Source organism: Streptomyces sp. NPDC102437 (assembly GCF_044765565.1).
Taxonomy (GTDB): Bacteria; Actinomycetota; Actinomycetes; order Streptomycetales; family Streptomycetaceae; genus Streptomyces.
Genome location: NZ_JBIWKI010000014.1, coordinates 21224 through 43899 on the forward strand (window position 1 = coordinate 21224; position 22676 = coordinate 43899).

Genomic DNA, 22676 nt, shown 5'->3' on the forward strand with positions numbered 1-22676 from the left:
GGGCGGGGCCTCGCCTCAGAGGCCGTACGCCTCCAGTAGCCGGAGCCAGACCTCGCTCACCGTCGGGAAGGCGGGCACGGCGTGCCAGAGGCGCTCCAGGGGGACCTCGCCCACGATGGCCACCGTGGCCGTGTGGATGAGTTCGGTCGCCATGGGCCCGGTGAGCGTGCAGCCGACGACGACTCCTCGGGTCTCGTCGACGACGAGCTTGGCGAGGCCGCGGTAGTCGTCCGCGTGGAGCGCGGCGCCGGCGACGTCGTCGATGCGGTACTCCACCGCGCGCACCGCGAGACCCGCTTCGCGTGCCGCGCGTTCCGTGAGGCCGACACTCGCGACCTCGGGACGGGTGAAGACGGCCTGCGGGACGGCGAAATGGTCGGCTTCCGCGCTCCACGGCTGCCGACCGCCGGTGACGGTCGGGCGCCCCGCGGCTCGCTCGGCGATCGCCGCCGCACAGGCGCGCGCCTGGTACTTGGCCATGTGAGTCAGCGGCGCACGGTGGTTCACGTCGCCGACGGCATAGAGCCATTCGCCCTCGACCGCGGTGACCCGGCACGTGTCGTCGACCGGGAGCCAGTCGCTTGCCGGCAGGCCGATGGAGTCCAGGCCGAGGTCCGCGGTCCGCGGGCGCCTGCCGACGGCGGCCAGGACCTCGTCGCAGACGAGGGCGGTGCCGTCGTCGGTGTCCACGGTCACTGTGCGGGTGTCCTCGTCACGGGCGACCCGGACGGCCGACACCCCGAAGCGGATCGTGACGCCCAGATCACTCAGCCCCCGGGTGACCTCTTCGCCCGCGCAGGGCTCCCAGCCGGTCAGCAATGTCTGGCCGCGGACCAGCAGAGTGACAAAGGAGCCGAGCGAGCGCCACGCGGTGGCCATCTCGCAGGCCACCACTCCCCCGCCGATGACGACGAGCCGCTCGGGCACCGCGTCGGCCGTGGTGACCTGCCGGTTGGTCCACACACCGATCCGGTCGATCCCTTCGACCGGCGGAAGGGCGGGTTCCGTGCCGGTGCAGACCACGACCGCGCGCCGGGCCCGCAGCGTACTGACAGTGCCGTCGGCCTCGGTCACCTCCACCCGGCGCTCACCGGCAAGCCGTCCGTGCCCCCGTACGAGCGCGATGCCCGCACCGTCGAGCCACTCGGCCTGGCCGGTGTCGTCGCCGCGCCCGGTGAAGCGGTCACGGCGGGACAGCGCGTGCGCCGGGTCGAGGGGCCCGGTGACCGCCTGCCGGGCCCCGTCGACGGCGCGGGCCGCGGCCAGGGCGGCGCCGGGTCGCAGCAGGGCCTTGCTCGGAACGCACGCGCGGTAGGAGCACTCGCCGCCGACCGCCTCGGCCTCGACGACGACGGCGGTCAGCCCGGACCGGACGGCGCGGTCAGCGACGACCTCGCCGCCCGGCCCGCCGCCGACCACGACGACGTCGTACGTGTCCATCAGCCGTGCACCAGGGGGGTGTCGACGAGGTGCTCGGCCAGGAACCACACCTGTGCCTCGCCGGTACGGATCACGTCGGAGACGAGCAGGTCGACGCTGCCCTCGTCGCCCTCGTGGGAGAGCCGGGCGGCGGCGTCGCGGGCGTCGATCAGGATCCGCTCGTGCGCGTCGAGGAGCCGCGACAGCATGACGGGCACCGGCTCGACGCCGTCCGGCGGCCGGGGGATCGACGTCAGCTCCGCGACGTGGCGCGGGTCCCCGACGGCGACGCCGCCGAGGCTCTGGACCCGCTCGGCCAGCGCGTCCACGATGGCGAGCTGGGCGTCCGCGTGCTTGTCCAGCATCAAGTGGAGCGAGTAGAAGGTCGCCCCGCGCATGAGCCAGTGGTGCTTCTTGTAGAGGGAGTAGAGGATCTGCGTGTCGGCGAGGACGTGGTTCAGCCGCTGACAGGCGTACAGGCGGGTGTCGTGGCCGAGGCCGATCGGCAGCTGCTTGAGCGTGCCGAACGTCTGGGTCTCGGCGCCCTTCTGGTGCAGCAGCGGCTGGCCGCCGCCGTGCGGGTTCGTAAGGGTGTCCATCGGGTGCTCCTGTACAGGGAGAAGTGGGTAAGTGGGTGGGTCTGGCCGCCCGGTCGGGGGTACACGGGCGGCCGGACCCGGTCTGCGTTGCTCGCGCTCAGCGCTCGGCGATCGCCGGGGCGGCGGGGGGCCGGTGCAGGACAAGCCGGGTGAGGAGTCCGCTGCCGAGCCCGGCCACGAGCGCGAGGGCGGCCCACCACAGCGGGTAAGGCATAAGGCCAAGGACGGCATCGAGGGACCAGGCGCCGGGGCCGGTGGCGGCGAGGGCGGCGGCGGTGCCGATGAGGACGAGCGGGTACTCGTATCCGTCGTTCTGCACCCAGAGCCCGTGGCGCCACTTCACGGTGAGCGCGACCGTCATGACCCCGATAACGCCCGTCGCGGCGAGCGGGGTCAGGAGGCCGGCGGCGAGCAGCAGGCCCGATCCGATCTGACCACCGCCCGCCGCCAGGGCGGTGACGGCACCGCCGCGGAAGCCGTCGCCACGGAACTCCTCGGTACCGCCCTCAAGTCCCTTGCCGCCCAGGTGCCGGCTGACCTTCTGCACACCGTGGCCGGCGACGAGCAGTCCCACCAGCAGACGCAGGATCAGAAGGCCGGTGTCCACAGGGGTCAGCCGGCCGCGTGCGCGCCGATGACCGACTGCGCGTACACGACACCCAGGCCGTACGCGCCCGCGTGGGCCTTGACGATCTCCATGACGGCGCCGTACGTCTCCTGGCGCGCCCAGTCGCGCTGGAGCTCCAGGAGGACCTGGACCCAGGTCACCGGGACAGCGCCGGCGGCGATCATCCGCTGCAGCGCGTGCTCGTGGGCGGCCGGGCTGACGCCACCGGAGGCGTCGGTCACGACGTACACCTCGTAGCCCTGCTCAAGCGCGGAGAGCGCGGGCAGCACCAGGCAGACCTCGGTCCACAGACCGGACAGGATGATCTTCTTGCGCCCGGTCGCCTTGACCGCCGCGACGAGCGCCTCGTCCTCCCAGGCGTTCATGGTGGTGCGGTCGATGATCTCGTTCTTGGGGAACACCTCGGCGAGCTGCGGCAGCAGGGGCCCGGAGAACGACTCGGCGGCGACCGTGGTCAGGACGGCCGGAACGTCGAACGCCTTGGCCGCCTTGGCGAGACCGACGGTGCTGTTGATGATCGCGGCACGGTCACCGCTGCCGGTGCCGAAGAACATCTGCGGCTGGTGGTCCACGAAGAGCATGACCGAGTTGTCGGGCGTGAGCAGATCCTTACTCGGGGCGGCCTGCACCTTGTTGATGTCGAACATGAGATGTCCTCTCGAAGCAATCGGTAACGTGCCCGCCGCCTCGCGGCTCGGCACTTCTTCAAGCTACGAGCGACCCGACCGCCTGCGTTGACCTCCTGCGCCCAGGGGTTGGCACGACAGCGCACAACCGGTCAAGGACGAGTTGTCCCGCTGGGTACCACCGCCGAGTGGGACGCGGCCGGTACCCGCGTGCTTGACGAGGATGCCCATCCGGTCATTCCACCGAATCGACGCTCTCAGGGACTTGGCCCCCACTGGCGCATCTGCCCGGCCTCAGAGGAGTGGACGACGGAGGCCGCTGCTCTACAGGCCGCGCTCGACGACCACTCCCGCCTCGCCTGCAGCGAGATCCATGACGACGAGCGCAAGGAGACCGCCACCGCCTTCTGGACTCGCGCCCAGACCTTCTACGCGGCCCACGGGATCACCGTCGAGCGGTCCTGACCGACAACGGAGCTTGCTACAAGTCACACCTCTGGCGCGATGCCCTCGCAGCGGCCGGGATCGCTCACAAGCGAGCCCGGCCCTGCCGGCCACAGACCAACGGCAAGGTCGAACGCCTCAACCGCACCCTGCTCGACGGATGGGCATACGCCCGCCCCTACCGATCAGAGACGGAACGACGCGAAGTCTTCCGGCAATGGCTGCACGCCTACAATCACCACCGCGGACAAACCGCGCTCGCAGGCAAGCCACCCGCCGGCCGCGTCCCCAACCTGACCGGGCAATACAACTAGGGCGCCAGACCGGCAGCCTCTTTGGCGGTGATGGGGTGGTCAAGTAGTACGTCCTCGGAAACACTGAAGCCGGCTGCGAGGGTCATCGCATGAGGTGCCAGGTCCGCTACGACTGCCTCTATAGCATCGGGAAGCTGCTTGACCTGATCTGCTGTCAGTCGTCCGTGTGCAACGAGGTCACCGCTCTGGGCTGCAATGCGGCGCAGAACAAACAGCTGGTGCATGCTGAACAGAAGGTCCCGCGCTTCGGCACCCCCGGCCTTCGCCGCTGCACTCAGCAAGGCATCGGCAGCCAGGCGGTGAGCGTGGGCGTCGACTAGTTCGAGGGCGGGTGTGACGGCGTTGTTCCACCGGTCGAGAGGGCCGCCAGGCGCAGCTGCGCGCAGGCGTGTGCGTGCGCGCTGGTGCCAGATTCGTTCGGTATCCGCGAGTAGATCCTGGAGAAACCCAGCATCAGTGAGCTCGCGGTCCGCGACAGGCAGGCCACTGGGTTGACTCGGCACAAAGTGCCCCAAGAGCAGTTCACCCGCCGCCTTGACCCATATCACGAGGTTGTCGCCCTCTGCTGTGATCGTGCCTTCGTTCGCGGCAAGTTGGCCCGCAATTCCGTTGGCCAGGAATAGCCCTTGGGCGCCACAGCGCTCTCTACACGTAGTCAGTACTTCACGAACACGCCAGGTGAGCCATCCCTTCGCGACGGCAGTGAGGCGCTCGGCGTCCTCGCGTCCGTCCTCGGTAGCCTGTGCCCAGTTCTGAACCACTCTGCGGTGCAGCAGAGTCGCGGCATAGGTGGTGGCGAGGGCGTCGAGAAGCGGATGGTGATGACTCCGCAACGCGAAGAGCGGGACTGTACCCCGCGCTGTGACGCTGGCGGTGCGCCGACTGTGTGCGTGCCGTACCGCGACGGTGAGAGCGTGGCGTGCGACCCCCAGGCTGTAGGCACTCATGCAGAGTTTGCCAACGGTAACTCGACCTATGCTGCTCAAGAACCGTTTCCGCGGACTTCCGATAGAACTGGTGAACGCGCCTTCCGGGGTGAGACGTCCGTGGTCGGCCTGCAGCAGCGCCGTAAACGGGAGCCGAACATGCTCGAAGCTCGTGGCGCAGTGGTCAACTGGAGCTGTTGAGGTCTGAGGGAGCGTTTGTATGCATACGCCGGGGAGGGGATCCCCGGACGCGTCGTGGAGCGGGGTGAGGAACAGGAACACCCCGCGGTCCGTTCCGTCAGCGGTGACGAGACGTGCTGCGACGACAGCGCTCTTGGGGCCGCCAGTGGAGCTTGTGTTAGGCATGAACTTCCGGGCCGAATACCTCGGTGTGTGCAGGTCGAAGGTGCGACTGCCCGGGTCGTACGTCGCTGTGGTCTCTAATTGCGCGGCGGCATTGCCGTGTCCTGCCTCGGTGCACAGGAAGGTCCCCGTGCGCTCCAGGCCCGTGTACGCCGCCAGGTCTCGACGGTCTCCGTCGTGGTCGAGGAGGCTCCCGAGGAACAGGTTGTAGTGGATGCTGGCTACCGTGCCCAGGCCAGCGTCTACCGGACCGGCCCACTCGTGCAGGGCGGTAAGCCGCTCCACGTCGAGTACCAACTGCTCAGGGTTGTCCAGAGACTCGTTGACCAGGCGCAGCCGTTGGTAGGAGAGGGCCGCCCGCCCTTCGGGAGTCAGGCCCTCCTGGAAGCGAAATGAGTCAGTGCTGAAGAACTTGCGCCACGGCTCGTGGACTCGTTCAAACTGATCTCCGTATAGCGCTTGCGTAAGTTCAGCTGCACTTGAAAGGCCCTGGTCACGGGGTAGTTGATAGGTCACGCTCCGGAACGGTAGTTCATTATCGCCCTCCCCTCGGCGTGATCATCAACACGATTGAACTGCCGGAAGATGAGGTACTCGATGGCCCTGTCCACTGGTTACGGGCAGCGGACGCAAGAACGCGGCTGGCGCCAGTACAGCGGTCAGCCCTACCGTGACCTCATCGCGCTGACCGAAGCAGCACAGGCGCGCGCTGACCTCGACACGACTCGGACCGCCTTCGCCGACTGGTCCTACAGCTGCTACGTGGCCAACTGGGCCGCGACCAGCACCGACCGATTCAAGACAGTCGTCTCGGCTGCCGGGATGTGGAACCTGGAGGCGTTGCAGGCTGACACGGACATGCGCGCCTAGTCCATAAAGTCTTCGGCGACCCGCGGACTCGACGGGAGCGGTGCGAAACCGATTCGCCGCACTTCGCCGCGGCAAGGATGAAAACGCTGTCCCGCAGTGCCTGTACCTTCTTCTCGGTGCTGCTTCTTGAGGCGGGCGATCTGGCCGGTCAGCGCGAGGGCGAGGGTGTTCTGCTCGTCGGCCGGAGAGGCCGGTTCAGGGGCGGGATGGGCTTGGCCTCCGAGTCGTTCGATGCGTCCTCGCAGGTCGGCGTGATTGTGGAGGAAGGCGTGGGAGACGCCGGCCTCGCGCTGGACGGCCTGAAAAGTGATCGGCTCACCGTCGGACATCTCCCAGAACGCCGATGGCGCTGGATTCCAACCGACTGCGTTTCTAGGCTCATCCTTAGGATCGTTCCTCACGAAGTTCCGGAGCTGCCCTCCGATTTGCCCCTACCAGGGCACAGGCCGCCAGGTCGCGCCAGCCCGCCCAGACAACATGATCCCCGATCCGCGTGACCGTCATGTACAGCGCGCCACAGCACTCCTCCACGCCGCACCCGGACCAAGCGAGACGAACCTCGTGGGACGTCGCCGTGGCATGCAACGGCCAGTCCTGGCCCAGCAGTTCCCTGGGGCCTACTCCCAGGTACCGGGAGCCTCCCACGCCACCGGGGACCACTTCGGCCAGAAGATCCCGGCCATTGACGATCGGGCGGACCTCCACGCCGCCTTCGTCGGGTGGAGAGCACACGATGCTCAGACTGAGAAGGTCCGGTCTCGTGGTCATCGGCCAGTCGTGCGATGAGCTGCATGTCTGATGACAGATCCGACCAACGACACCATTAGCAAGCCGTGAACAAGTGGTGAGACGAACAGATAGGCTTGGCCTGACGCCAGACGACCACTCAGCCTTGAGATGTGCCGGACGAAGTCACCAAGGCAGAGGAAAGGCCCCGCTGGAGTCCCGGGTGGTAGCACACCCAGGAGCGGGGCCGGACCGACACCCAACCTCCAGAAGAAGGTGCCAGTTCTATGGCAGAGAATACCCGGCTTAACGGGGATACAGACAGTGGGACCCAGCAGTTCGCCGTAAAGATCACACCGGCGACACACCGCGCGGGCCCTGTCACCACTGCCCGCGTCATCGCATGACCGCGCAAGGCGAGGTCCTCCTCGTCTGCCTCTCCCCCGGCGACCCCGACTCCGAGTGGGAGTTCCTCGCCGAGGAACTTGTGTATGCGCGCTGGGCCGAAGAGCTGACCGCAGCCGAGACCCCGCTGGCGGGTCCGGAGCAGGTCCAGGCTCTCGACCGGCTCGTCTCCCCCGGCCTCGCCGTCACCCAGCGCGCCGCCTGCGTGGGTAGCGACGGCAAGAGCTGGCCGCGCTGTTGCCCCCATGGATCGGACGGCTTCTCGTGCAGCACGATGCGGTACTTCACCCGCACGTGGCGCCGCCACCCCGACTACCGGTCCGGGTGGAACGAAACCCTGGACAGCCCCAACGGCTTGAGTGACCGGATGCAGGACATGCTCCGTGTCGTCGGCCGGGGCGGGTTCCGCAAAGACTTCCTGGCCGGAAAGGCGCAGGGACAGACCTCACCCAGTAGGAGAGATCAGGTGACGTAGCGACGTTCTGAGCGGGAGGCTCTGTGCCCCCTTGGCGGGGGCACTACCTCTACCGCTGGCCGCTGGTGTTGACGCACCGTGCGCGGCCTCTTCATACGGCTCGGTTTGACGACCGAGCCAAGGCCCGAACTTCCGGATCCGGTTTGACGACCAGGTCCGAGCAGGTCGAGCGACTTTCAGGTTCCCCACGAACCACTTCACCTTCACGTAGGTAGTGAGAGCTCCCTTTGGCGTTCTCGTTAGTGAAAGCAGGTACATAGTGCCGTACGCGGCTGCCGTTTGTCAGCTTCCGCACGCCCGGACGCCCGATTCATGGCAAAAGTCACCCGCCTCCGAGGGCATTCCGTGCCAGCAATCCCCTCACGACACGGACATCCCGCATGACACGTCCGAACGCATGCACGAGTGCAGTGGCGAGCCCAGGCGTCAGGAAGCTCTGCGAGTGCCCGCAACCGCTCAGTGGGTCTCCACCACGACCGGCCGCATCACGACCTGCCCCTACTCCTGGATGCAGGCCGTCCACTGGGTAGGCGGCTCCGGCCTCTACACCCCGTCCCGCATCCACGGACCAAAGTGGGGGCCCACTACTGTGCTCGTCGCCCAGGAGCTGTCCGCGCTCACCGAGTGCCGGCCCGGAGTCAACTACCTCACCCGCAAGTTGAAGCTGTCCAGACGCACCGTGCAGTACCACCTCGACATGCTCCGCGAAGCCGGACTCCTCGTGTACCGCGCCCAAGGCACCCGCATCACCGGCAGCGTCCGTCAGGCGTCTGTATACGAGCGGGTCATCCCTGCCGAGTTCGACGAGGCCCTCGGCATCCGCACGGTGCAGCGCGACAAGGCCGCCCCCGCACACACCCGTGTCCCGGTCGGGATCGCCGTAGAGGGACGAAAGCTCATCGGGAAGCTCGCGAAGAAGGCCGCCCGAAAGGTACGTCGCCGCCGGACACGCAACGACGGTTCGGGCAAGTCGCGTTGCACCCCAATGCAGGGTGGTACCTCAGCGTCTTCTCCCACAGCTATTTCCACCTCTCCCTCTGAGGCAGAACTCGCCAGCGGGAGCACCAGTCACCCCACCCAGAAGAAAGCCGGCCACAGGCCGCAAAAGCTGAACAAGACCGGTCGCCGTTACCAGCTCGGACACGAGCTCGTCACCAACGTGCCGTGGCTACAGCACGCTTCCGCCCCCCGCATCTCGTGGATCGCCCGGCACTGCGCCGACGAAGGATGGACATGGCGCGAGGTCCAGGCCGCCGCGGAGGAACACAGCCCCATCGACCCTGCGGACGCCCGTCGGCCGTCCGGACTCCTCGCCCACCGGATCAAGGGCGCCCACCTGCTGTACACCGACCCCAACAGCCGCCGCCTCATGGTCCTTGAATGGCAAGAATCCCGGGCACAGGAGCACTTCCGGCACGCCGGATTCGACCAGCCCGCGCCGCACCGTGTTTCGACCAGCAACAGGGTTCGTGAGGCACAGGACACGATCAGCGCAGCGTTGCAGGCAGCGAATGCCCTGCTCCAGGCCGGCTCCGACGAGGACAACGAGCCCACGTACGCGGCTGGTGACCTCGACCTGCGCGCGCTCACTCCGCAGGAAATCGGCATCCACCGCGCCTACGCGACCGCCGACCCGACCTACGTCCGGTCACTGCTTCACACCATGACCGACACCGCGGTCCGCCGGCTCCTCACCAGCAACCTCGTCGACCAGGCCCTCGCCGCACTCCGCCTGACCCAGACGGAGCCCGTCCCCGCGTTCTGACAGCGGAACCCCCATGAACAACAGGCAACACCAGCAACCAGGCCGCGAAGCTCCGGCACCAGGCAAAAGCGCGCGGGACGCAGCAACAGCAGCTCCACGGTAGAGACGGTCTGCTCTGGGCAACCAATGAGGACTGCTTCGCGCCAGTCGAGGAGCAGCCATAACCCCCAGCCGTTCGATGCCGGCCTCGCTGGCCATCCTGTCTGCTGCAGACGTCATCAACCGTTGGTCTGAGCTCTGCCCGCAGTACGGCAGCCTCATCGAGCCCGCCCGCCAAGCGGTTTCGTTTGGATCACCGGGTCGTTGGACGGCTGGCGTCTTCCTCTGGTCCGCCCGGTGATCAACCTCGATGGGGGTGTGTCACCGCAGTGTCGAGCCGCACGCGTCCCGGTGGACCGACCGTCTCAAGGGTCAGGCTGTCCGGCACTGTGCCGCGCTGTCCGCCATCCGCTGAAGACCCACAGCACCATCGACGCCGTGACAGCGATAGAGCGACAGACCCACGCCAAGCTTCGCGAGCCCGAGATTGCGCTCGCCAACGCCGTAGTGGCTCGCAAGGAACTGACGCCGACGCCGATTCCCCCTGCCGCTCGCGAGCATCCGAACCGCGCCGGCTACCGCGGAGGGGCCAGCCCGTCGATGGGCCTTCAACGTCGCCTGTCCCCCGCTACCTGAACAATGCTCCACCACGCCTGGACTCCCCCACCGTGCAGCCATAGAGCCGACCTCAACCGGAATCGCAGGCGCGCCTCGGCACCGGAATACCGAGGACTGTCTCGAACCGCGTTTCCCGGAGCACAGATGGCACTCAGGAGGAGTGGGACTGAGGCAAGGCGTATACCGCGGTATACGCCTTGCCTCTGACGATCTGGCTCCGAATCAGACCTGTGACGTGCGGTGACCAGATCGCTTGGGACCTGGAGACGGTGAGAACGGTGAGGCGGTCTGGGCGAGTGGATGCCGGATGCTGCCTCAGTTGATCTGGTCCGGTTGCTCTGCCTTCCAGGTGCCGTCGAGTTGGAAGTGCGAGATGACCGCGATCGGGGAATCGTCCAAGGCCGCAGCCGACGCTTCCGGGCAGCAGTGCACAAGTCCCAGGACACATGGGCCGGGAGCGGGTCCGGGGCAGTGTCGGGATCGAGGGAGCGGCGCGGGCGGCGGGGTTCCTCGCATTGCAGGACTTGGAAGCCCAGCGGAAGGGCGGCGAGGCAGGAGCTGAGCGGACGGTGGTGCTCGGCGAGGATGGACGGGCGGCCGTCCGGGCCGGACCGACGGGCCAGGGTCGGCCGGAGGTAGGACACGAGCGGGACTGAGGCGAGGCGTATACCGCGGTATACGCCTCGGCCCGTTCGGAGACTCCGTCCCCCGACGGTTCGGCCAGCCGCGCTGATACCGCGTCCGCGTATACCGCGGTATACATCCGCCACGCGGAACATCCAGGGTGGTGCAAATGTCCGGCTCGATCATCTGCAATGCTGTTCCGGTCCGAGTACCGAGAACCCCTCGGGAAGCACACGGAAACGGAGCATCATGGCCTCCTCCATTCTCGTTGTATCCACCGACCCACAGGGGTCCACCATCTGGTGGGCCGACCGAATCGGCGACAACCTCCCCTTCGACTTCGCGACTGCCCACGAGGACCCCGACAGCCTCGCGGAGCTCAAGAACCTGGGCGCTGAGATCCACGTCATCGCGAACCAGAAGGGTGGAGTCGGCAAGACGACCACCACGGTCAACCTGGCAGCAGTCACGCACGATGTTCTCGGAAGCAGCGACCAGCGGCAGCACATCTTCATCGACACCCCCGGCAGCCTCGAGAACGAGCACATCCTCGCGGCCGCACTCGACATCGCTGACGACGTCCTGGTCCCGCTTCCGCCGGAACCTCTTGCGTTCGACCCGACCGCGCGCACTATCACCCAGGTGATCGCACCCCGGGGGCTGCCGTACAAGGTCGTCGTCAATGCCTGGGATCCGCGCGACGGCAAAGCCGACCGCGATGAGACTCTTGAGTACATCGACGCCATGGGCTGGCCACGCGCCAATACCGTGATCCGCCGGTACAAGATTCATACCCGTGCAGCGGCCGAAGGCAAGGTCGTTACCCAGTACGCCGACAACGGCACCACGCTCCGAGCACGCGAAGACTACTTCCGGCTGGCGCTGGAGCTCGGATACGGAGGCCGCCGCTGATGGCCGGCCGACGACTCAACCTGGCCACCCTGGCCGGAGCAGCCGTGGAGAGCACCCCCGGCAGCAGCAAGCCCACCCTGGTTCACGTGGCGCCCGACCAGGTGGCGCCCACCCCCCTCAACCCCCGCCAGGACTTCGACCCAGTCAAGCTCGAAGAGCTCGGCAACAGCATGCGCACCGGGCAGCTTCAGCCGTGCGTGGGGATCACCCGGGCCCGCTACATCAAGCTGTTCCCCGAACACGAGGAACAGCTGCCGGACTGCCGGATCGTCATGGCCGCAGGGGAGCGGCGGTGGAAGGCTGCCGTCCACGTCGGACTCCCTACGCTCGACGTACACGTCCGCGAGGACATCGCCGAGTCCCGCGTCAGGTTCCTCGCAGCCGTTCTCACAGAGAACGTCGAGCGGTCGAACTTCAACTACATCGAAGAAGCCCGTGGCCTTCAGCAGATGCTGGAGATGACCAACGGCAATCAGACGCAGGCTGCAGAGAAGCTGCAGAAGTCGAAGCAGTGGTTCAGCCAGCGCATTGGTCTGTTGCGCCTCTCCGAGGAGATGCAAGCACTCGTCATCGCCGGCGAGCTCAAGGCGTTCCGTGACATGCGGATGTACTCGGCCATGCCGCCCAGCGATCAGCTTGCCGCGTGGAAGGCCGATCGGATGGCTGCGAAGCAGAAGGCGGACAGGAAGGGATCCCCCACGCCTGCCCCTAGCCCCATGCCTGCCCCCGGCCCCGCGCCTGCGAGAGAGACCGTCGCACCGGCTCCCCAACCTGAGCCTGCGTATACCGCGGTATACACATCCAGTTCGGGAGCAGGCTCAGAGCGGCCCGAGCCCCGCGCAGAAGAGCCCCTGTCAGCCGAATCACCGGGCACTGTCCCGCGCGAAGCATTGCCCGTCCCTGTGCCACGCGACGCTGCTCCTGAATCGCCGGAAGTCGAGCCCACCTCTGCTGCCCCAAAGCAGAAGCAGGCCCCGGCCGCCAACTGGGAAAGGTGGTTTGACCGGCTGATGGAGGAGCTGTCCGAGCTGGACCGGCACATGCTGACGAAGAAGCTCCAGCGCGTGATGCTGAGCGAGACGAGCCGGGTCGAAGATTCCCAGGCATAGCGTCAAGCTTCATTGGCGGCCCCGTTCTCTCACCTGGTGGTGGGGGAGCGGGGCCGTTTCGTCGTGGCCGGGTCGGATTGAGTGAACACCCGCGCGTACCGAGTTCTTCGGTCGCGGGTGAGTGCTTTCTGGTCCCACCCGTTCGGAGTGTCAGGAGGCGGCCTCCCGAGCCGTGCGAACGATGGCGCCTGCTTCCAGGGAGACGCTGTAGCCATACAGATGCTCGGCACGCCCACAGACAAGACCCGCTAGGCCACCGCCCGGAACCGCTGTACACCGACCCGCCAAGGTTGAAGGCCCACCACTCAGGGCCTATGCGCAGTGGACCGCAGCAAGACCGCCAGACCCTCAACGGTGAGCCAGGCCGCGGCTCGAGATCCTCTGGCTGGACGACGAGGCCAGTGACGCTCGGGAAGTCACCAGGCTGAATCTCGCATAGCAGTACGTCGGCGATGCGCGGGACACCGGTGCTCCAGGTGCACGCAGTGTCCGGGGCACTGCCCCGCGAACCGGTCCTCATCGGTGGGGGAGTGGATCGGACACCCAGGTGGTGTCTGCCCACATCACAGTTGAATACGCGAGCCCACCAGTATCAACCCCCCGGACCTGCGCGAAGGGTGATCACCGCACGCTCCCTTGCCGCAGCGGAACTCATGGTCGGTGCAGGCAGGGTTTCCCGCCCGCTATCGGGGTGAACCCGTCGCGGTGCTGTCCGACAGTTCGTCGCGGTGCTGTCCGTCAATTCGTCCCGGTGTCCGGCCGGATGGTGACCGTAGGGGATCGTCGGTGGCGTACCGGCTCCAGATGCTTTCGCTCTGCCGTGGGGGTTCGGCGGGACGGTGCCGGGCGGGGTCGAGTCCTGGCCGGGATCAGACCGTGCTGGTGGGATTTCCGGAGGGGCAGGTGACGGCCCAGGCAGCCTCGATCATCTGGAAGATCTCGTGCACCGCGGTCTGTGGATCGGCCGCGTCACGGGCCAGGGAGTAGGCGTCGATCGCGAACCTCGCGATCGTCCGGCAGGCCGTTGTGGTCTGTGACAGGTCGGGATCGGCGGCGATGGCCGTTGCCAGCGACTCTGCATGGCGCAGTCCCATCGACTCCTCGTACTCGCGCAGGGCGGGTGATTCGTCGATCAGGCGCCGGATCGGGGCGGCGCTGTCCCCCGTGCAATGTCGCACCAGGGCTTGGATCTCCCGGCGCAGCGCGGGGATGAGCGGCTCGTGCGGTGCCCGGTTGGTGACCGCCTGCGTGAGGCGTTGCTCGAAGTCCTGGTCCTGCTCGAACACCAGGGCCTCTTTCGAGGCAAAGTGCGAGAAGACCGTGGTGACGGCGACATCGGCCTCGGCGGCCACGTCGCGGATGCCCACCGTGTCGTACCCGCGTTCCAGGAAGATTCGCAGGGCGGTGTCGGCGATCTTCTGGCGGGTCGCGGCCTTCTTGCGTTCGCGTCGTCCGGATGGCACGGTCATGTTCTCACACTACCAGTTCCAGAAACGTAACCGTTTTAAAACGCTAACGGTTAGGGCTATGGTCGATGGCATGAAGAGAGTGAGCTTTGCCGAGTTCGGCGGTCCGGACGTCCTGCGACTCGTCGACGCCGAGGAGCCCCATGCGGGCCCCGGCCAGGTACGCATCGCCGTGCGGGCTGCGGGCGTGAACCCTGTCGACTGGAGGATCCGCGAAGGCCAGATCCTGAAGGCCCATCCGCTCGAGTTGCCCTCCGGAGTCGGGCTGGACGCCTCCGGGGTGGTGGACGAGGTCGGCCAGGGCGTCGAAGGGGTCGAGGTCGGCGACCACGTGTTGGGCGAAGGGTCGAGCACCTATGCCGAGTTCGCCGTGCTGTCGGCCTGGGCCCGCATGCCCGAGGGACTGACCTTCGAAGAGGCGGCCGGGTACCCCTCCGTGGTGGAGACCGCGCTGCGGATCATCCGCGAGGTCGGTGTGCAGGCCGGGCAGACGCTGCTGGTCAACGGTGCGTCCGGAGGAGTCGGATCGGCGGTGCTGCAGATCGCCCGCGACCGCGGCATCAGGGCGATCGGCACGGCCGGAGCTGCGAACCAGGACTACCTGCGCGGCCTGGGTGCCCTCGCCACGACGTACGGCGAAGGCTGGGTGGAGCGGGTGCGGCGGCTCGGCCATGTCGACGCAGCTCTCGATCTGGCCGGCTCGGGCGTGATCCGCGAGCTCGTCGAGCTGACCGGGGATCCGCAGAAGGTGATCTCCATCGCCGACCTCGCCGCGCCGGAGTTCGGTGTCCGCTTCTCCGGCGTGGCCGGGAGCGTACCGGAAGCGCTCGCCGAGGCCGTCGGCCTCATCTCGCGGGGAAAGCTCCACATACCGGTCGAGAAGTCGTACACGCTCGCCGAGGCCGCGGCGGCGCACATCGACAGCCAGACCGGTCACACGCGCGGGCGCCGGGTGCTGGTCGTCTGAGAACCGGCTGCGCGTCTTTCCCAAGCAGAAGTTGAGGAGGATGCCGGCCTTGGGACTGGTCAGTCCGCATCGCGCGGCGGCGGTCGGCGCGGAGCCGCGGGGCATGGGTGCTGCGTCAGGGGGGCGACTCGTGTACCCGTATCTCCAGGTGCCGTGCTACAGCCGAGCCGTGATGACTTACTGCGCCGAGTCGTCATTGAAACCCTGGCGGACATCAGCAACCGGGCATGTCGTGGTGCGGCGGTTGGAACATCGGAACGAAGACCGGCGCCAAGCCTCGATCGGCCCTGGTGGGGGCTGCCAGAGCGTCGGCTGGGGGACTTGTCTGAAGTCGTCACGCAGATAGCGCCCTACTGTCTGCGTGATGGCTGATCGCGACCTGCGGGTACGGCTGCCAGGCCGTAGATGAGGCGGCCCCGTTGCGGCACTACGAGACCACCGCCCGCGCCAAGGAGATCCTGGGCGTCAACATCGAGGAGCTGGCTCTCACGGACCGAGGTCGAGAGGCTGGTCACGGAGGGGAATCTCGTTTCCGCGCCCCGGTTGAACGGCAAGCTCTCCGGTGACTTCGCCTTCATGCTCAAGCGCTGAGCCCTTGTCCGGCGGATCTGCCGGACAAGGGCTCAGAGGCCGCCGTGGCGAGTTCCACGGCGGCCTCTGGTCACTGGCCCACTCTTCCGTCGATGCACTCGCGCAGCAGGTCTGCGTGCCCGCAGTGACGGGCGTACTCCTCGACCCTGTGCACCAGCAGTTCCCGGACGGAGATCCTGTCCTTTCCCAGACGCTCGCCCAGGTCCGGGTGCTCGGCCAGCGCGGCGTCGGTCGCGGCCTGTTCGCGCTCCAGATCGGCGTAGGCGGCATCGACCACGGCCTTGTCGGCAACGGCTCCGTCGAAGTCCGCGTCACGCTTGCCGTACAGCTTCGGCAGCGGCTCATCTCCACTGATCCAGTTACGCCAGTCCCGTTCCACCTCAGCGAGGTGCCGAACCAGGCCCAGCAGCGACATCGTCGACGGCGACACCGAGCGACGGGCCATCTGCTCCGCGTCCAGGCCCTCGCACTTCATCCGCAGGGTCAGCCGATAGTCGGTCAGGTAGCCATCCAGCGTGGCTTGTTCGCCATCCGGACTGACTCCTTCGCTGTTGCGAGGGTCTTTGTCCGGGTCAGTCCACATGTCGGGGTAGACGGTGGCCTGGGTCCATCGTGCGGGTTGATCATTCATGCTTTCCATGTTCATCTGCGAGGGCCCGGGCCCGCTAGTGTCCCTGGGTTCGAAGTTCTTTTTGTTGTGGGGTTGGTGGTTCGGTGGTGGGTGATGGAGATGCCGATTTCGGGCCCTTTGGCTTCGACCAGTTCAGTGATGCAGCTTTGGGCCGGGTGTCCCAATGGATAGGTGGGACGATGGTCGTGGTACCGGACGGCTGCCAAGGCGGCCGCCGTACCTGGAACGCTCGGCGACGGCTGCGGCTGACAGGGACGGCTTGAGGTCGGTTGCACCAGTGTCGTCAAAGGTGGCGGGCTGTCGACGGCGGTGTCTCGCCGACTGTCGCGTGTATCGGTATAGTGAGGGCACAACTTGTTGTTCAGGCACAGAGGCCCCGCCATCGCTGATGGCGGGGCCTCTGTTTTGTCCGGTCAGGCGATGCGGAGGTCCGGGCGGCCCTCGGTCGGCGGTGCGGCTCGGTATTCCGGAAGGTGGATGGTCGGCAGTTTGCCGCTTTTCATCTCTTCGAGGGCGTACGCGAAGGCAGCTTCCATGTCCGTCACACTCTCGTACTTGGCGGCGAGCGGGTGAAGTCGATAGCGGTTGCCCCCGCGGCCTTCGGCGCGGGAGCGCAGCACGAGGTTCAGCTCGAACAGCGGCTCCATCAGCGCGCTGACGGTGGGCGGCTTCACCTTGTACTCCACCGCCATCTCGCGCTGGCTCGGCAGCGCGCCGCCGCTCTCGCTCCGGAAGATCAGGTACTGAAGGAACTTCACCGGGGCAGCTCCGATGGGCAGCGCCCAGATGCGCTCAGCAACGAGCGGCGACATGACTGCAACGGCCATCGGTGCCTTCCTCCATATCGAATCGGCTTGTCTCAATAGCGGACATCACCCGGTGCGCTTTCTTCTGGCAGGCTCGGGCACTTCGCCATCCAGGTTAAGGTCCAACGCTTCTTGGTGGTGAACCAGCTCAGGACCAATACTGTGCGGAAACGCGGTCGGGTCGTCATCGTGGTCTGCGGCGATCTGGGCGAGCACCTCGTGCTGGTCGGTGCTGTTGCCCTGGAACCAGAGAGTGACGTTGAGGCGAATCCGCCCATTTCCCGCCGGTTCGAGCCACTTGTACTCGCAGAGGGTTCGCACGGCTCGGTTCACCGTGGGCCTGGTGATCATCTTGGCGCCTGGCTTCTTGGCTGCGAGACCGTTCAGGCCGTCAGTGATCTCCTGCTGGGTGTACTCCGCGATCCCGGTGCCGGGGCGTTGTCCGCCCGCCACGTACAGGAACACGCACAGCTGGCTCTTCGTGATGCCATTGGCGATGAAGAGCTGGGGCAGCAGCTGCGTGAACCAGTTGCTGGCGAGGCTGTAGCCGGCGCCTCCGGCGAAGCTGTGGACGGACCGCGGGTCGTTCTCATACTCGAAGGTGACGCCTTTGAGCTTGCGTTTACCTGCCCTTGGCTGTGTTGTCTCCGGGGCAGTCGTGCCGAGTTGCTCACCCAACAGGTTGAGGATGTCGTCGAACACGGCGTTGCTCTCCGGCGAGGACGCAGGAGAAGGCACTGCTCGGGGCCGACGCGACTGGCGCGACGGCGTTTCAGATGTCACTGGACCCCTCCTTGTTGCTCAGGCGGTCCGAGGCTATCCCAAAAGTTCGGCTGAGCCTTACTTTTGACGGCTCGACACGCTTCGAGTCTGAAGGGGTGACGGGTTCACTTTAAAAGTTTGCGTGAGCCGAACTTTCGGTGCACGAAAGCGGTGAAAGTTAGCGTGAGCCTAACTTTTGGTTTCGTTCTACAGCACATTCTGATCGAATCGGTGCCACGGGCTGGAGTGTTCGCCTGGAGCTACCACTCCTCTGACCTGCGGTTTCTCTGGCGATCATGGTCGGTTTGAAAAGTTAGGCTGAGCCTTACTTTCAGGGCCAAATGTGCTGGCCAGGTTAACATTTCGACCCACCAAATGTGTCGGCCAGAGCATGATCAACATCGCATATGTGCAGGTCAGGGACTTGCCGAGGTCCGGCGCCTCTTATAAAAGAAGACCGGCACCCTACGTACGGGCCTTGTCCTGAGCCAGGTTGAGTGCTGTGTCGGCCGTGCTTCGTGGGGATCCTGAGTCGGTAACGGGAGCGTCGCTCAGCGCCTTTGACGGAGGGGCACGGGATGAGCTCTCTCCACTACCTGACTGAACATCAGCCCACGAAAGTCAGCCCCGACGATGGGTTCATGGACTCTGCGGCGGGAGTGCCCACCCGAGCCACCCACTCGGATCAGCCACTGTGGCCCTTTGATCACCCGCGGTTCAGTGAACCCGGCGGACCGCGACGGCTCAGTGGCTGGGTCGAGGCCGAGTCGGCACCTACGGCGGACAAGATGCACCATGCAACTCGTGCGGGAGCTATCACGGCGCGATAGCTCCGGGGCCCGGGGAGCCCGCCTCGGTGACACCCCGCCCCGCCCCAGGACGGTTGTCGGGGTGAGCGAGGAACTGTTCGGCACAGTAGGCGTGTTGGTGCTGATGTGCTTGAACTTCGGTCGTCCGGCCTGCAGGTTCGTGTCCGTCAGCAGGTACGACTGGCTGGTATGCACCGGTGAGAGCAGTCGTAATGGGGAAGCCGCTTGAGCCTGGATGCAGACGGCCTTGAGCGTTCGGATGGTGGGGGAGTGGCCGCAGCGACTGAACGTCAGCGACTGAATGAGTGTTGAGTCGCTTTGATCAGAAATGTAAAACCGCAGGTCAGATGGGGCTCCTGGGGGAACAGCGACTGAAGCGACTCAAGTTTCAGGTATATGGAGACATTCGTGCGTGTGCGTGTGAGCGTGTGTGCGTCATATATGGCGAGCTTGAGTCGCTTCAGTCGCTGTTCTGCGTTGCATACGCCTGTGACCTGGTGTTTTGTGTGCCTGTCCGGCAGCGACTGAGCGACTGTCGGTCTCTGGGGCCTCGGTTGCTCCGTCGCTCGGGCATATTGCAGATGCGTACACCTGTTCTGTCCCATGTCCCTCTCCTCTCCCTTAGATTTCGCTAATCTGATTTTGGGAGTTGAGTCGCTTCAGTCGCTGATGGGGGAAGTGAATGGCAGCTGAGCTGCAGGTTTCGCGCAGCGACCCACGGCAGTTCGTGAGATCTGCATCGGTCGCTTCGCAGCCTCTGACAACTGCCTCGTGGTGTGCGCGCCAGGGGTGGCCGGTTCATCCTCTTGCTCCGGGCCGGAAAACGCCTGTGGCCAACTGTGAGGTGTGCCGTGTTCAAGGTCATGCCCGAGGGGGGTGCGACTGTATTCGTGCGGGTCGTTGGTGTCATGGGTTTCATGCGGCAACGCTTGATTTCGACCGGATCCAGCAGTGGTGGGGATCCCGGCCCGATCTCGGGGTGGGAGTCGCCACCGGTCCGGCCGGCCTCGTGGTCATCGATATCGATGCGCATGCGTGTGAACTTCCTGAACGTGACCGGCTGCTGCCCGGTGTCGGGATCTCCGCCGGGGTCGACCTGACCGGGCTGGCCAATGGCTTCCACACCCTGGGCGTGCTGGCTGCACTGCGCGGCGCGGCCAGCCCGGCGGACGACGAGTCGACGCTCCGGGTCCGCACCCCGTCCGGGGGGCTCCACGTGTGGTACCGCAATGACGGCGGGCACCGGTGGCAGTGCTCCTCCGGGTCGGGCGGCGGCCGTGCCCTCGCCTGGCAGGTCGATGTCCGGGCGCACGGTGGGTACATCGTGGCGCCCGGGACCGTGACCCCTGCAGGGATCTACCGGCCTCTGGGGTCCGTACGGGTTCCGGCTCCGCTTCCCGTCTGGCTCGCCAGGGAATTGGAGCGCACGGGGCATCTGCCGTCCGCGTCCGTGCCGGGGACCCGGCCGGTGCCTCCCCGGGCCCGGCAGGCGGTCCTCGCGGCCGCTGGCGGCCGCGGTGCGGTGGACCGGGCGCTGACCGGTGTTCTCGCCGAGGTCGCTGCGTGTGCGGCGGTACCCGAAGGCGCCGCGTTCTCCGAGAAGTTGAACCGGGCCGCGTACACCGCAGGGGGGCTGGTCGCGGCGGGGCACATGACGGAGGCCAAAGCCACGCGTGTGTTGCAGGATGCGGCCGAGCAGGCCCGCCCGGGGCAGCAGCGGCGTTGCCTGGCGATCATCCGGAGTGGGCTGAGCGCAGGTCTGGCACGTCCACTGTCCCTCGGGGGGCGGGCGTGAGTGTGGACGAGGAGAGAGCACTGTCTGCCTTCGACGTCCAGGCGGTGGCCGCGCAGATCCTTGCGCAGCCCGTCCCGGCGCCCCGGCAGAGCGAGGAGTCCGCGCGGTACGAAGCTGTGGCCGCCCCGGAGGGTGAGGCGACGGCGGACGGGCTGTTGCCCGACACCCTGACGGACCGCGGTAACGCCAAGTTGTTCGTCAAGCTCTACTGCAACGACTACCGGCACGTCCCCGGCATCGGCTGGTACCGGTGGGACGGCACCCGGTGGCAGATCGACGAGGACGACACGGTGATGTGGTCGGCGGGCGATCTGGCGGAGTCCATTGCCACCACCGATCCGCGAGGCGTCTACCCTCCGACCGCGTTGCAGCAGCACCGCCGCCGCACTCTGAGCACCAGCGGGATGAACGCGATGCTGACGCAGGCGAAGTCCGCCCCGGGGATGGTGCTCAACGCGGCGCGGCTGGACGCGGATCCGTACGCGTTGTGCACGCCCGCGGGCGTCGTCGACCTGCGTTCCGGTCGCATCCGTCCTGCCGAGCCCACGAAGGACTTCCATTCCCGGTCCACCTCGGCCGCACCCGAGCCGATGCCGACGCCGCGCTGGAACCGGTTCCTGACCGACACCTTCGGCGAGGGGCCGGACGGCGCGGAGATGATCGACTTTCTCCAGCTGCTGCTCGGCTACTCCGTCACCGGAGATGTCGGCGCCCAGGTCATGCCGTTCTTGTTCGGCTCAGGGAAGAACGGCAAGTCCGTACTGCTGGATGTGCTGATGAAGCTGCTCGGGGACTACGCGGACGCGGCGCCTCCGGGGTTCCTGATGTCACGTCCGTACGAGGGGCATCCCACCGACCTGGCCGAGCTGCACGGCCGGCGCGTGATCGTTTGCAGCGAGGTCAAGCCGGGGGACCGTTTCGACGAGGCGCGGGTCAAGCTGCTGACCGGTGGTGACCGCATCAAGGCGCGCCGGATGCGGCAGGACTTCTTCAGCTTCGAGCCGACGCACAAGATGTGGCTGCTCGGCAACCACCGCCCCGAGGTGGGCACGGGCGGGTTCGCGTTCTGGCGGCGGATGCGGCTGATCCCGTTCGAGCGAGTCGTCTCCGACGACCGCAAGATCGACAACCTGGCGGACATCCTTGTCACTCAGGAGGGTCCGGGCATCCTCAACTGGCTCATCGAGGGCGCCCGGCGCTACCTGGGGGGCGACAAGGACCTGGCGGGCCCCGAGCGGGTCCGCATCGCGACCACGGCGTACGCCGAGACCGAGGACCACACCGGGCGCTTCGTCCACGAGACCTGTCGGCTTGAGGCCGATCTGCGGGCGGAGCAGTCGCAGCTCTACGCGGCCTACAGGAGCTGGTGCCAGAATGAGGGTGCTCCGGCGATATCGTCCCGAGCTTTCGCGGCGCGTGTCCGCGAGGTGGTGGGACTGGCGTCACCGAAGGAAATGATCCTTTCCAATCAGCGCAAGTACTACCCGGGCATCGGCCTGCTCGCGGACGAGGAGACAGTATGAGTGCCCTCATCGCAGAGGACGAGATCGTCGACGAGATGGACCTCGTCTGGCTTGAGGACATCAGTCGGCTCGACTATGTCCGGCAGAGCCTGGACCGGTTGCCGACCCGGCGTGGCAGACCCGCGTACCACCGTGACGGCCGGATGGTCGGGTACGCCCTGCTGGGCCCGAAGGCCAAGCCCTCCCGTTCCTCCGGCACGTTCAGGCGGCGGGTGTTCTGGCTGCTGCCGCACGACCGGGACACCGAGCCCGACGGGCTGTACGCGAGGGGTGCGCCGGCGGAGGCCGTGGATGTGCGTACGCTGGCGCCGGGCAGCAAGGGGCACAAGACCGAGCGTTCGGAGGGCGGACCGATGTCGTCCACGATGCGGGAGCTCCAGCCCTAGCCCTCGGCCCCGACGGTCTCAGCCTCGGCCTCGGCTCCCGTGATCCCGTTCTTCGGTGGATGGATCAGAAACAGTCCG

Annotated in this window: 19 protein-coding genes and 1 pseudogene; 10 read left to right on the plus strand and 10 right to left on the minus strand. The window is 66.8% G+C overall.

The genetic code is table 11. The annotated features are described in order from the left end of the window. Positions 1-15: 15 nt before the first annotated feature. The 4 genes from ACIRJP_RS19405 to ACIRJP_RS19420 all read right to left on the minus strand — a co-directional run bounded on the left by ACIRJP_RS19405 (position 16) and on the right by ACIRJP_RS19420 (position 3293). Complete coding sequence (locus ACIRJP_RS19405; RefSeq protein WP_404175338.1) at positions 16-1440, minus strand: dihydrolipoyl dehydrogenase family protein; 1425 nt, start codon at positions 1438-1440, stop codon at positions 16-18. After that, on the minus strand, positions 1440-2018 hold the full coding sequence (locus tag ACIRJP_RS19410; protein ID WP_404175341.1) for a Dps family protein: 579 nt from the start codon (positions 2016-2018) through the stop codon (positions 1440-1442). Before ACIRJP_RS19410 ends, ACIRJP_RS19405 begins: the two co-directional genes overlap by 1 nt. 97 nt (positions 2019-2115) lie before the next feature. Beyond that, positions 2116-2625 (minus strand): DoxX family membrane protein, encoded by a 510-nt coding sequence (locus ACIRJP_RS19415; protein ID WP_404175344.1) that lies wholly within the window; start codon positions 2623-2625, stop codon positions 2116-2118. Between the two features lie 5 nt (positions 2626-2630). After that, positions 2631-3293, minus strand: coding sequence for a hydrolase (locus ACIRJP_RS19420; protein ID WP_376596576.1), 663 nt, complete (start codon positions 3291-3293; stop codon positions 2631-2633). A 303-nt stretch (positions 3294-3596) separates the two neighbouring features. On the opposite strand from ACIRJP_RS19420, the pseudogene ACIRJP_RS19425 reads away from it, so the two are divergent. After that, positions 3597-4030, plus strand: a pseudogene (locus tag ACIRJP_RS19425) (integrase core domain-containing protein); the annotation flags it as partial. Here ACIRJP_RS19425 and ACIRJP_RS19430 read toward each other — a convergent pair. Then, a complete protein-coding gene (locus tag ACIRJP_RS19430) occupies positions 4027-5835 on the minus strand; it encodes an acyl-CoA dehydrogenase (RefSeq protein WP_404175348.1) in 1809 nt (602 codons plus the stop codon). The pseudogene ACIRJP_RS19425 and the gene ACIRJP_RS19430 sit on opposite strands and share 4 nt — an antisense overlap. An 81-nt stretch (positions 5836-5916) precedes the next feature. Here ACIRJP_RS19430 and ACIRJP_RS19435 point away from each other — a divergent pair, with 81 nt between their 5' ends. Further along, complete coding sequence (locus ACIRJP_RS19435) at positions 5917-6189, plus strand: prolyl oligopeptidase family serine peptidase (RefSeq protein WP_404175351.1); 273 nt, start codon at positions 5917-5919, stop codon at positions 6187-6189. Here ACIRJP_RS19435 and ACIRJP_RS19440 read toward each other — a convergent pair. Beyond that, positions 6186-6518 (minus strand): hypothetical protein, encoded by a 333-nt coding sequence (locus ACIRJP_RS19440; RefSeq protein WP_404175354.1) that lies wholly within the window; start codon positions 6516-6518, stop codon positions 6186-6188. The genes ACIRJP_RS19435 and ACIRJP_RS19440 overlap by 4 nt on opposite strands. 800 nt (positions 6519-7318) lie before the next feature. On the opposite strand from ACIRJP_RS19440, the gene ACIRJP_RS19445 reads away from it, so the two are divergent. The 4 genes from ACIRJP_RS19445 (at position 7319) to ACIRJP_RS19460 (ending at position 12862) form a co-directional block, all read left to right on the plus strand. Continuing rightward, complete coding sequence (locus ACIRJP_RS19445; RefSeq protein WP_404175357.1) at positions 7319-7795, plus strand: hypothetical protein; 477 nt, start codon at positions 7319-7321, stop codon at positions 7793-7795. A 442-nt stretch (positions 7796-8237) separates the two neighbouring features. After that, positions 8238-9560: a winged helix-turn-helix domain-containing protein gene (locus ACIRJP_RS19450; protein ID WP_404175360.1), complete on the plus strand. Its 1323-nt coding sequence runs from the start codon at positions 8238-8240 to the stop codon at positions 9558-9560. A 1530-nt stretch (positions 9561-11090) separates the two neighbouring features. Then, positions 11091-11753 carry a ParA family protein gene (locus tag ACIRJP_RS19455; RefSeq protein WP_326770378.1) on the plus strand — a complete coding sequence of 221 codons (663 nt, stop codon included), beginning with the start codon at positions 11091-11093 and terminating at the stop codon, positions 11751-11753. Continuing rightward, a complete protein-coding gene (locus ACIRJP_RS19460; protein ID WP_404175363.1) occupies positions 11753-12862 on the plus strand; it encodes a ParB/RepB/Spo0J family partition protein in 1110 nt (369 codons plus the stop codon). Before ACIRJP_RS19455 ends, ACIRJP_RS19460 begins: the two co-directional genes overlap by 1 nt. An 869-nt stretch (positions 12863-13731) precedes the next feature. Here the strand turns inward: ACIRJP_RS19460 and ACIRJP_RS19465 are convergent. Beyond that, entirely contained in the window at positions 13732-14331 is a 600-nt protein-coding gene (locus ACIRJP_RS19465) for a TetR/AcrR family transcriptional regulator (RefSeq protein ID WP_404175366.1), read from the minus strand. Between the two features lie 70 nt (positions 14332-14401). Between ACIRJP_RS19465 and ACIRJP_RS19470 the strand changes: the two genes are divergently transcribed. Further along, entirely contained in the window at positions 14402-15295 is an 894-nt protein-coding gene (locus ACIRJP_RS19470; protein ID WP_404175369.1) for an NADP-dependent oxidoreductase, read from the plus strand. Between the two features lie 661 nt (positions 15296-15956). Here the strand turns inward: ACIRJP_RS19470 and ACIRJP_RS19475 are convergent. The 3 genes from ACIRJP_RS19475 to ACIRJP_RS19485 form a co-directional block, all read right to left on the minus strand. Further along, complete coding sequence (locus ACIRJP_RS19475) at positions 15957-16526, minus strand: DinB family protein (protein WP_404175372.1); 570 nt, start codon at positions 16524-16526, stop codon at positions 15957-15959. A gap of 404 nt (positions 16527-16930) precedes the next feature. Beyond that, the gene (locus ACIRJP_RS19480; protein WP_404175375.1) at positions 16931-17344 is read right to left on the minus strand and encodes a hypothetical protein; all 414 of its coding nucleotides are present in this window, start codon (positions 17342-17344) and stop codon (positions 16931-16933) included. A 45-nt stretch (positions 17345-17389) separates the two neighbouring features. Continuing rightward, on the minus strand, positions 17390-18025 hold the full coding sequence (locus ACIRJP_RS19485; RefSeq protein WP_404175379.1) for a hypothetical protein: 636 nt from the start codon (positions 18023-18025) through the stop codon (positions 17390-17392). Between the two features lie 1551 nt (positions 18026-19576). Here ACIRJP_RS19485 and ACIRJP_RS19490 point away from each other — a divergent pair. From ACIRJP_RS19490 to ACIRJP_RS19500, 3 genes are read left to right on the plus strand one after another with little or no spacing between them, the layout of a single operon-like run. Beyond that, on the plus strand, positions 19577-20689 hold the full coding sequence (locus ACIRJP_RS19490; RefSeq protein ID WP_404175382.1) for a bifunctional DNA primase/polymerase: 1113 nt from the start codon (positions 19577-19579) through the stop codon (positions 20687-20689). Then, positions 20686-22212 (plus strand): phage/plasmid primase, P4 family, encoded by a 1527-nt coding sequence (locus ACIRJP_RS19495; RefSeq protein WP_404175385.1) that lies wholly within the window; start codon positions 20686-20688, stop codon positions 22210-22212. Before ACIRJP_RS19490 ends, ACIRJP_RS19495 begins: the two co-directional genes overlap by 4 nt. Then, entirely contained in the window at positions 22209-22598 is a 390-nt protein-coding gene (locus tag ACIRJP_RS19500) for a DUF6009 family protein (protein WP_124723573.1), read from the plus strand. The genes ACIRJP_RS19495 and ACIRJP_RS19500 overlap by 4 nt, the downstream gene beginning before the upstream one ends. Positions 22599-22676: the final 78 nt, after the last annotated feature.

What these genes read in the sequence shown, in the direction of transcription:
- ACIRJP_RS19405 (WP_404175338.1), bottom strand. Translation starts at nt 1,440, where the DNA reads ATGGACACGTACGACGTCGTCGTGGTCGGCGGCGGGCCGGGCGGCGAG.
- ACIRJP_RS19410 (WP_404175341.1), bottom strand. Translation starts at nt 2,018, where the DNA reads ATGGACACCCTTACGAACCCGCACGGCGGCGGCCAGCCGCTGCTGCAC.
- ACIRJP_RS19420 (WP_376596576.1), bottom strand. Translation starts at nt 3,293, where the DNA reads ATGTTCGACATCAACAAGGTGCAGGCCGCCCCGAGTAAGGATCTGCTC.
- ACIRJP_RS19435 (WP_404175351.1), top strand. Translation starts at nt 5,917, where the DNA reads ATGGCCCTGTCCACTGGTTACGGGCAGCGGACGCAAGAACGCGGCTGG.
- ACIRJP_RS19440 (WP_404175354.1), bottom strand. Translation starts at nt 6,518, where the DNA reads ATGTCCGACGGTGAGCCGATCACTTTTCAGGCCGTCCAGCGCGAGGCC.
- ACIRJP_RS19445 (WP_404175357.1), top strand. Translation starts at nt 7,319, where the DNA reads ATGACCGCGCAAGGCGAGGTCCTCCTCGTCTGCCTCTCCCCCGGCGAC.
- ACIRJP_RS19455 (WP_326770378.1), top strand. Translation starts at nt 11,091, where the DNA reads ATGGCCTCCTCCATTCTCGTTGTATCCACCGACCCACAGGGGTCCACC.
- ACIRJP_RS19460 (WP_404175363.1), top strand. Translation starts at nt 11,753, where the DNA reads ATGGCCGGCCGACGACTCAACCTGGCCACCCTGGCCGGAGCAGCCGTG.
- ACIRJP_RS19465 (WP_404175366.1), bottom strand. Translation starts at nt 14,331, where the DNA reads ATGACCGTGCCATCCGGACGACGCGAACGCAAGAAGGCCGCGACCCGC.
- ACIRJP_RS19470 (WP_404175369.1), top strand. Translation starts at nt 14,402, where the DNA reads ATGAAGAGAGTGAGCTTTGCCGAGTTCGGCGGTCCGGACGTCCTGCGA.
- ACIRJP_RS19475 (WP_404175372.1), bottom strand. Translation starts at nt 16,526, where the DNA reads ATGGAAAGCATGAATGATCAACCCGCACGATGGACCCAGGCCACCGTC.
- ACIRJP_RS19480 (WP_404175375.1), bottom strand. Translation starts at nt 17,344, where the DNA reads ATGGCCGTTGCAGTCATGTCGCCGCTCGTTGCTGAGCGCATCTGGGCG.
- ACIRJP_RS19490 (WP_404175382.1), top strand. Translation starts at nt 19,577, where the DNA reads ATGGCAGCTGAGCTGCAGGTTTCGCGCAGCGACCCACGGCAGTTCGTG.
- ACIRJP_RS19500 (WP_124723573.1), top strand. Translation starts at nt 22,209, where the DNA reads ATGAGTGCCCTCATCGCAGAGGACGAGATCGTCGACGAGATGGACCTC.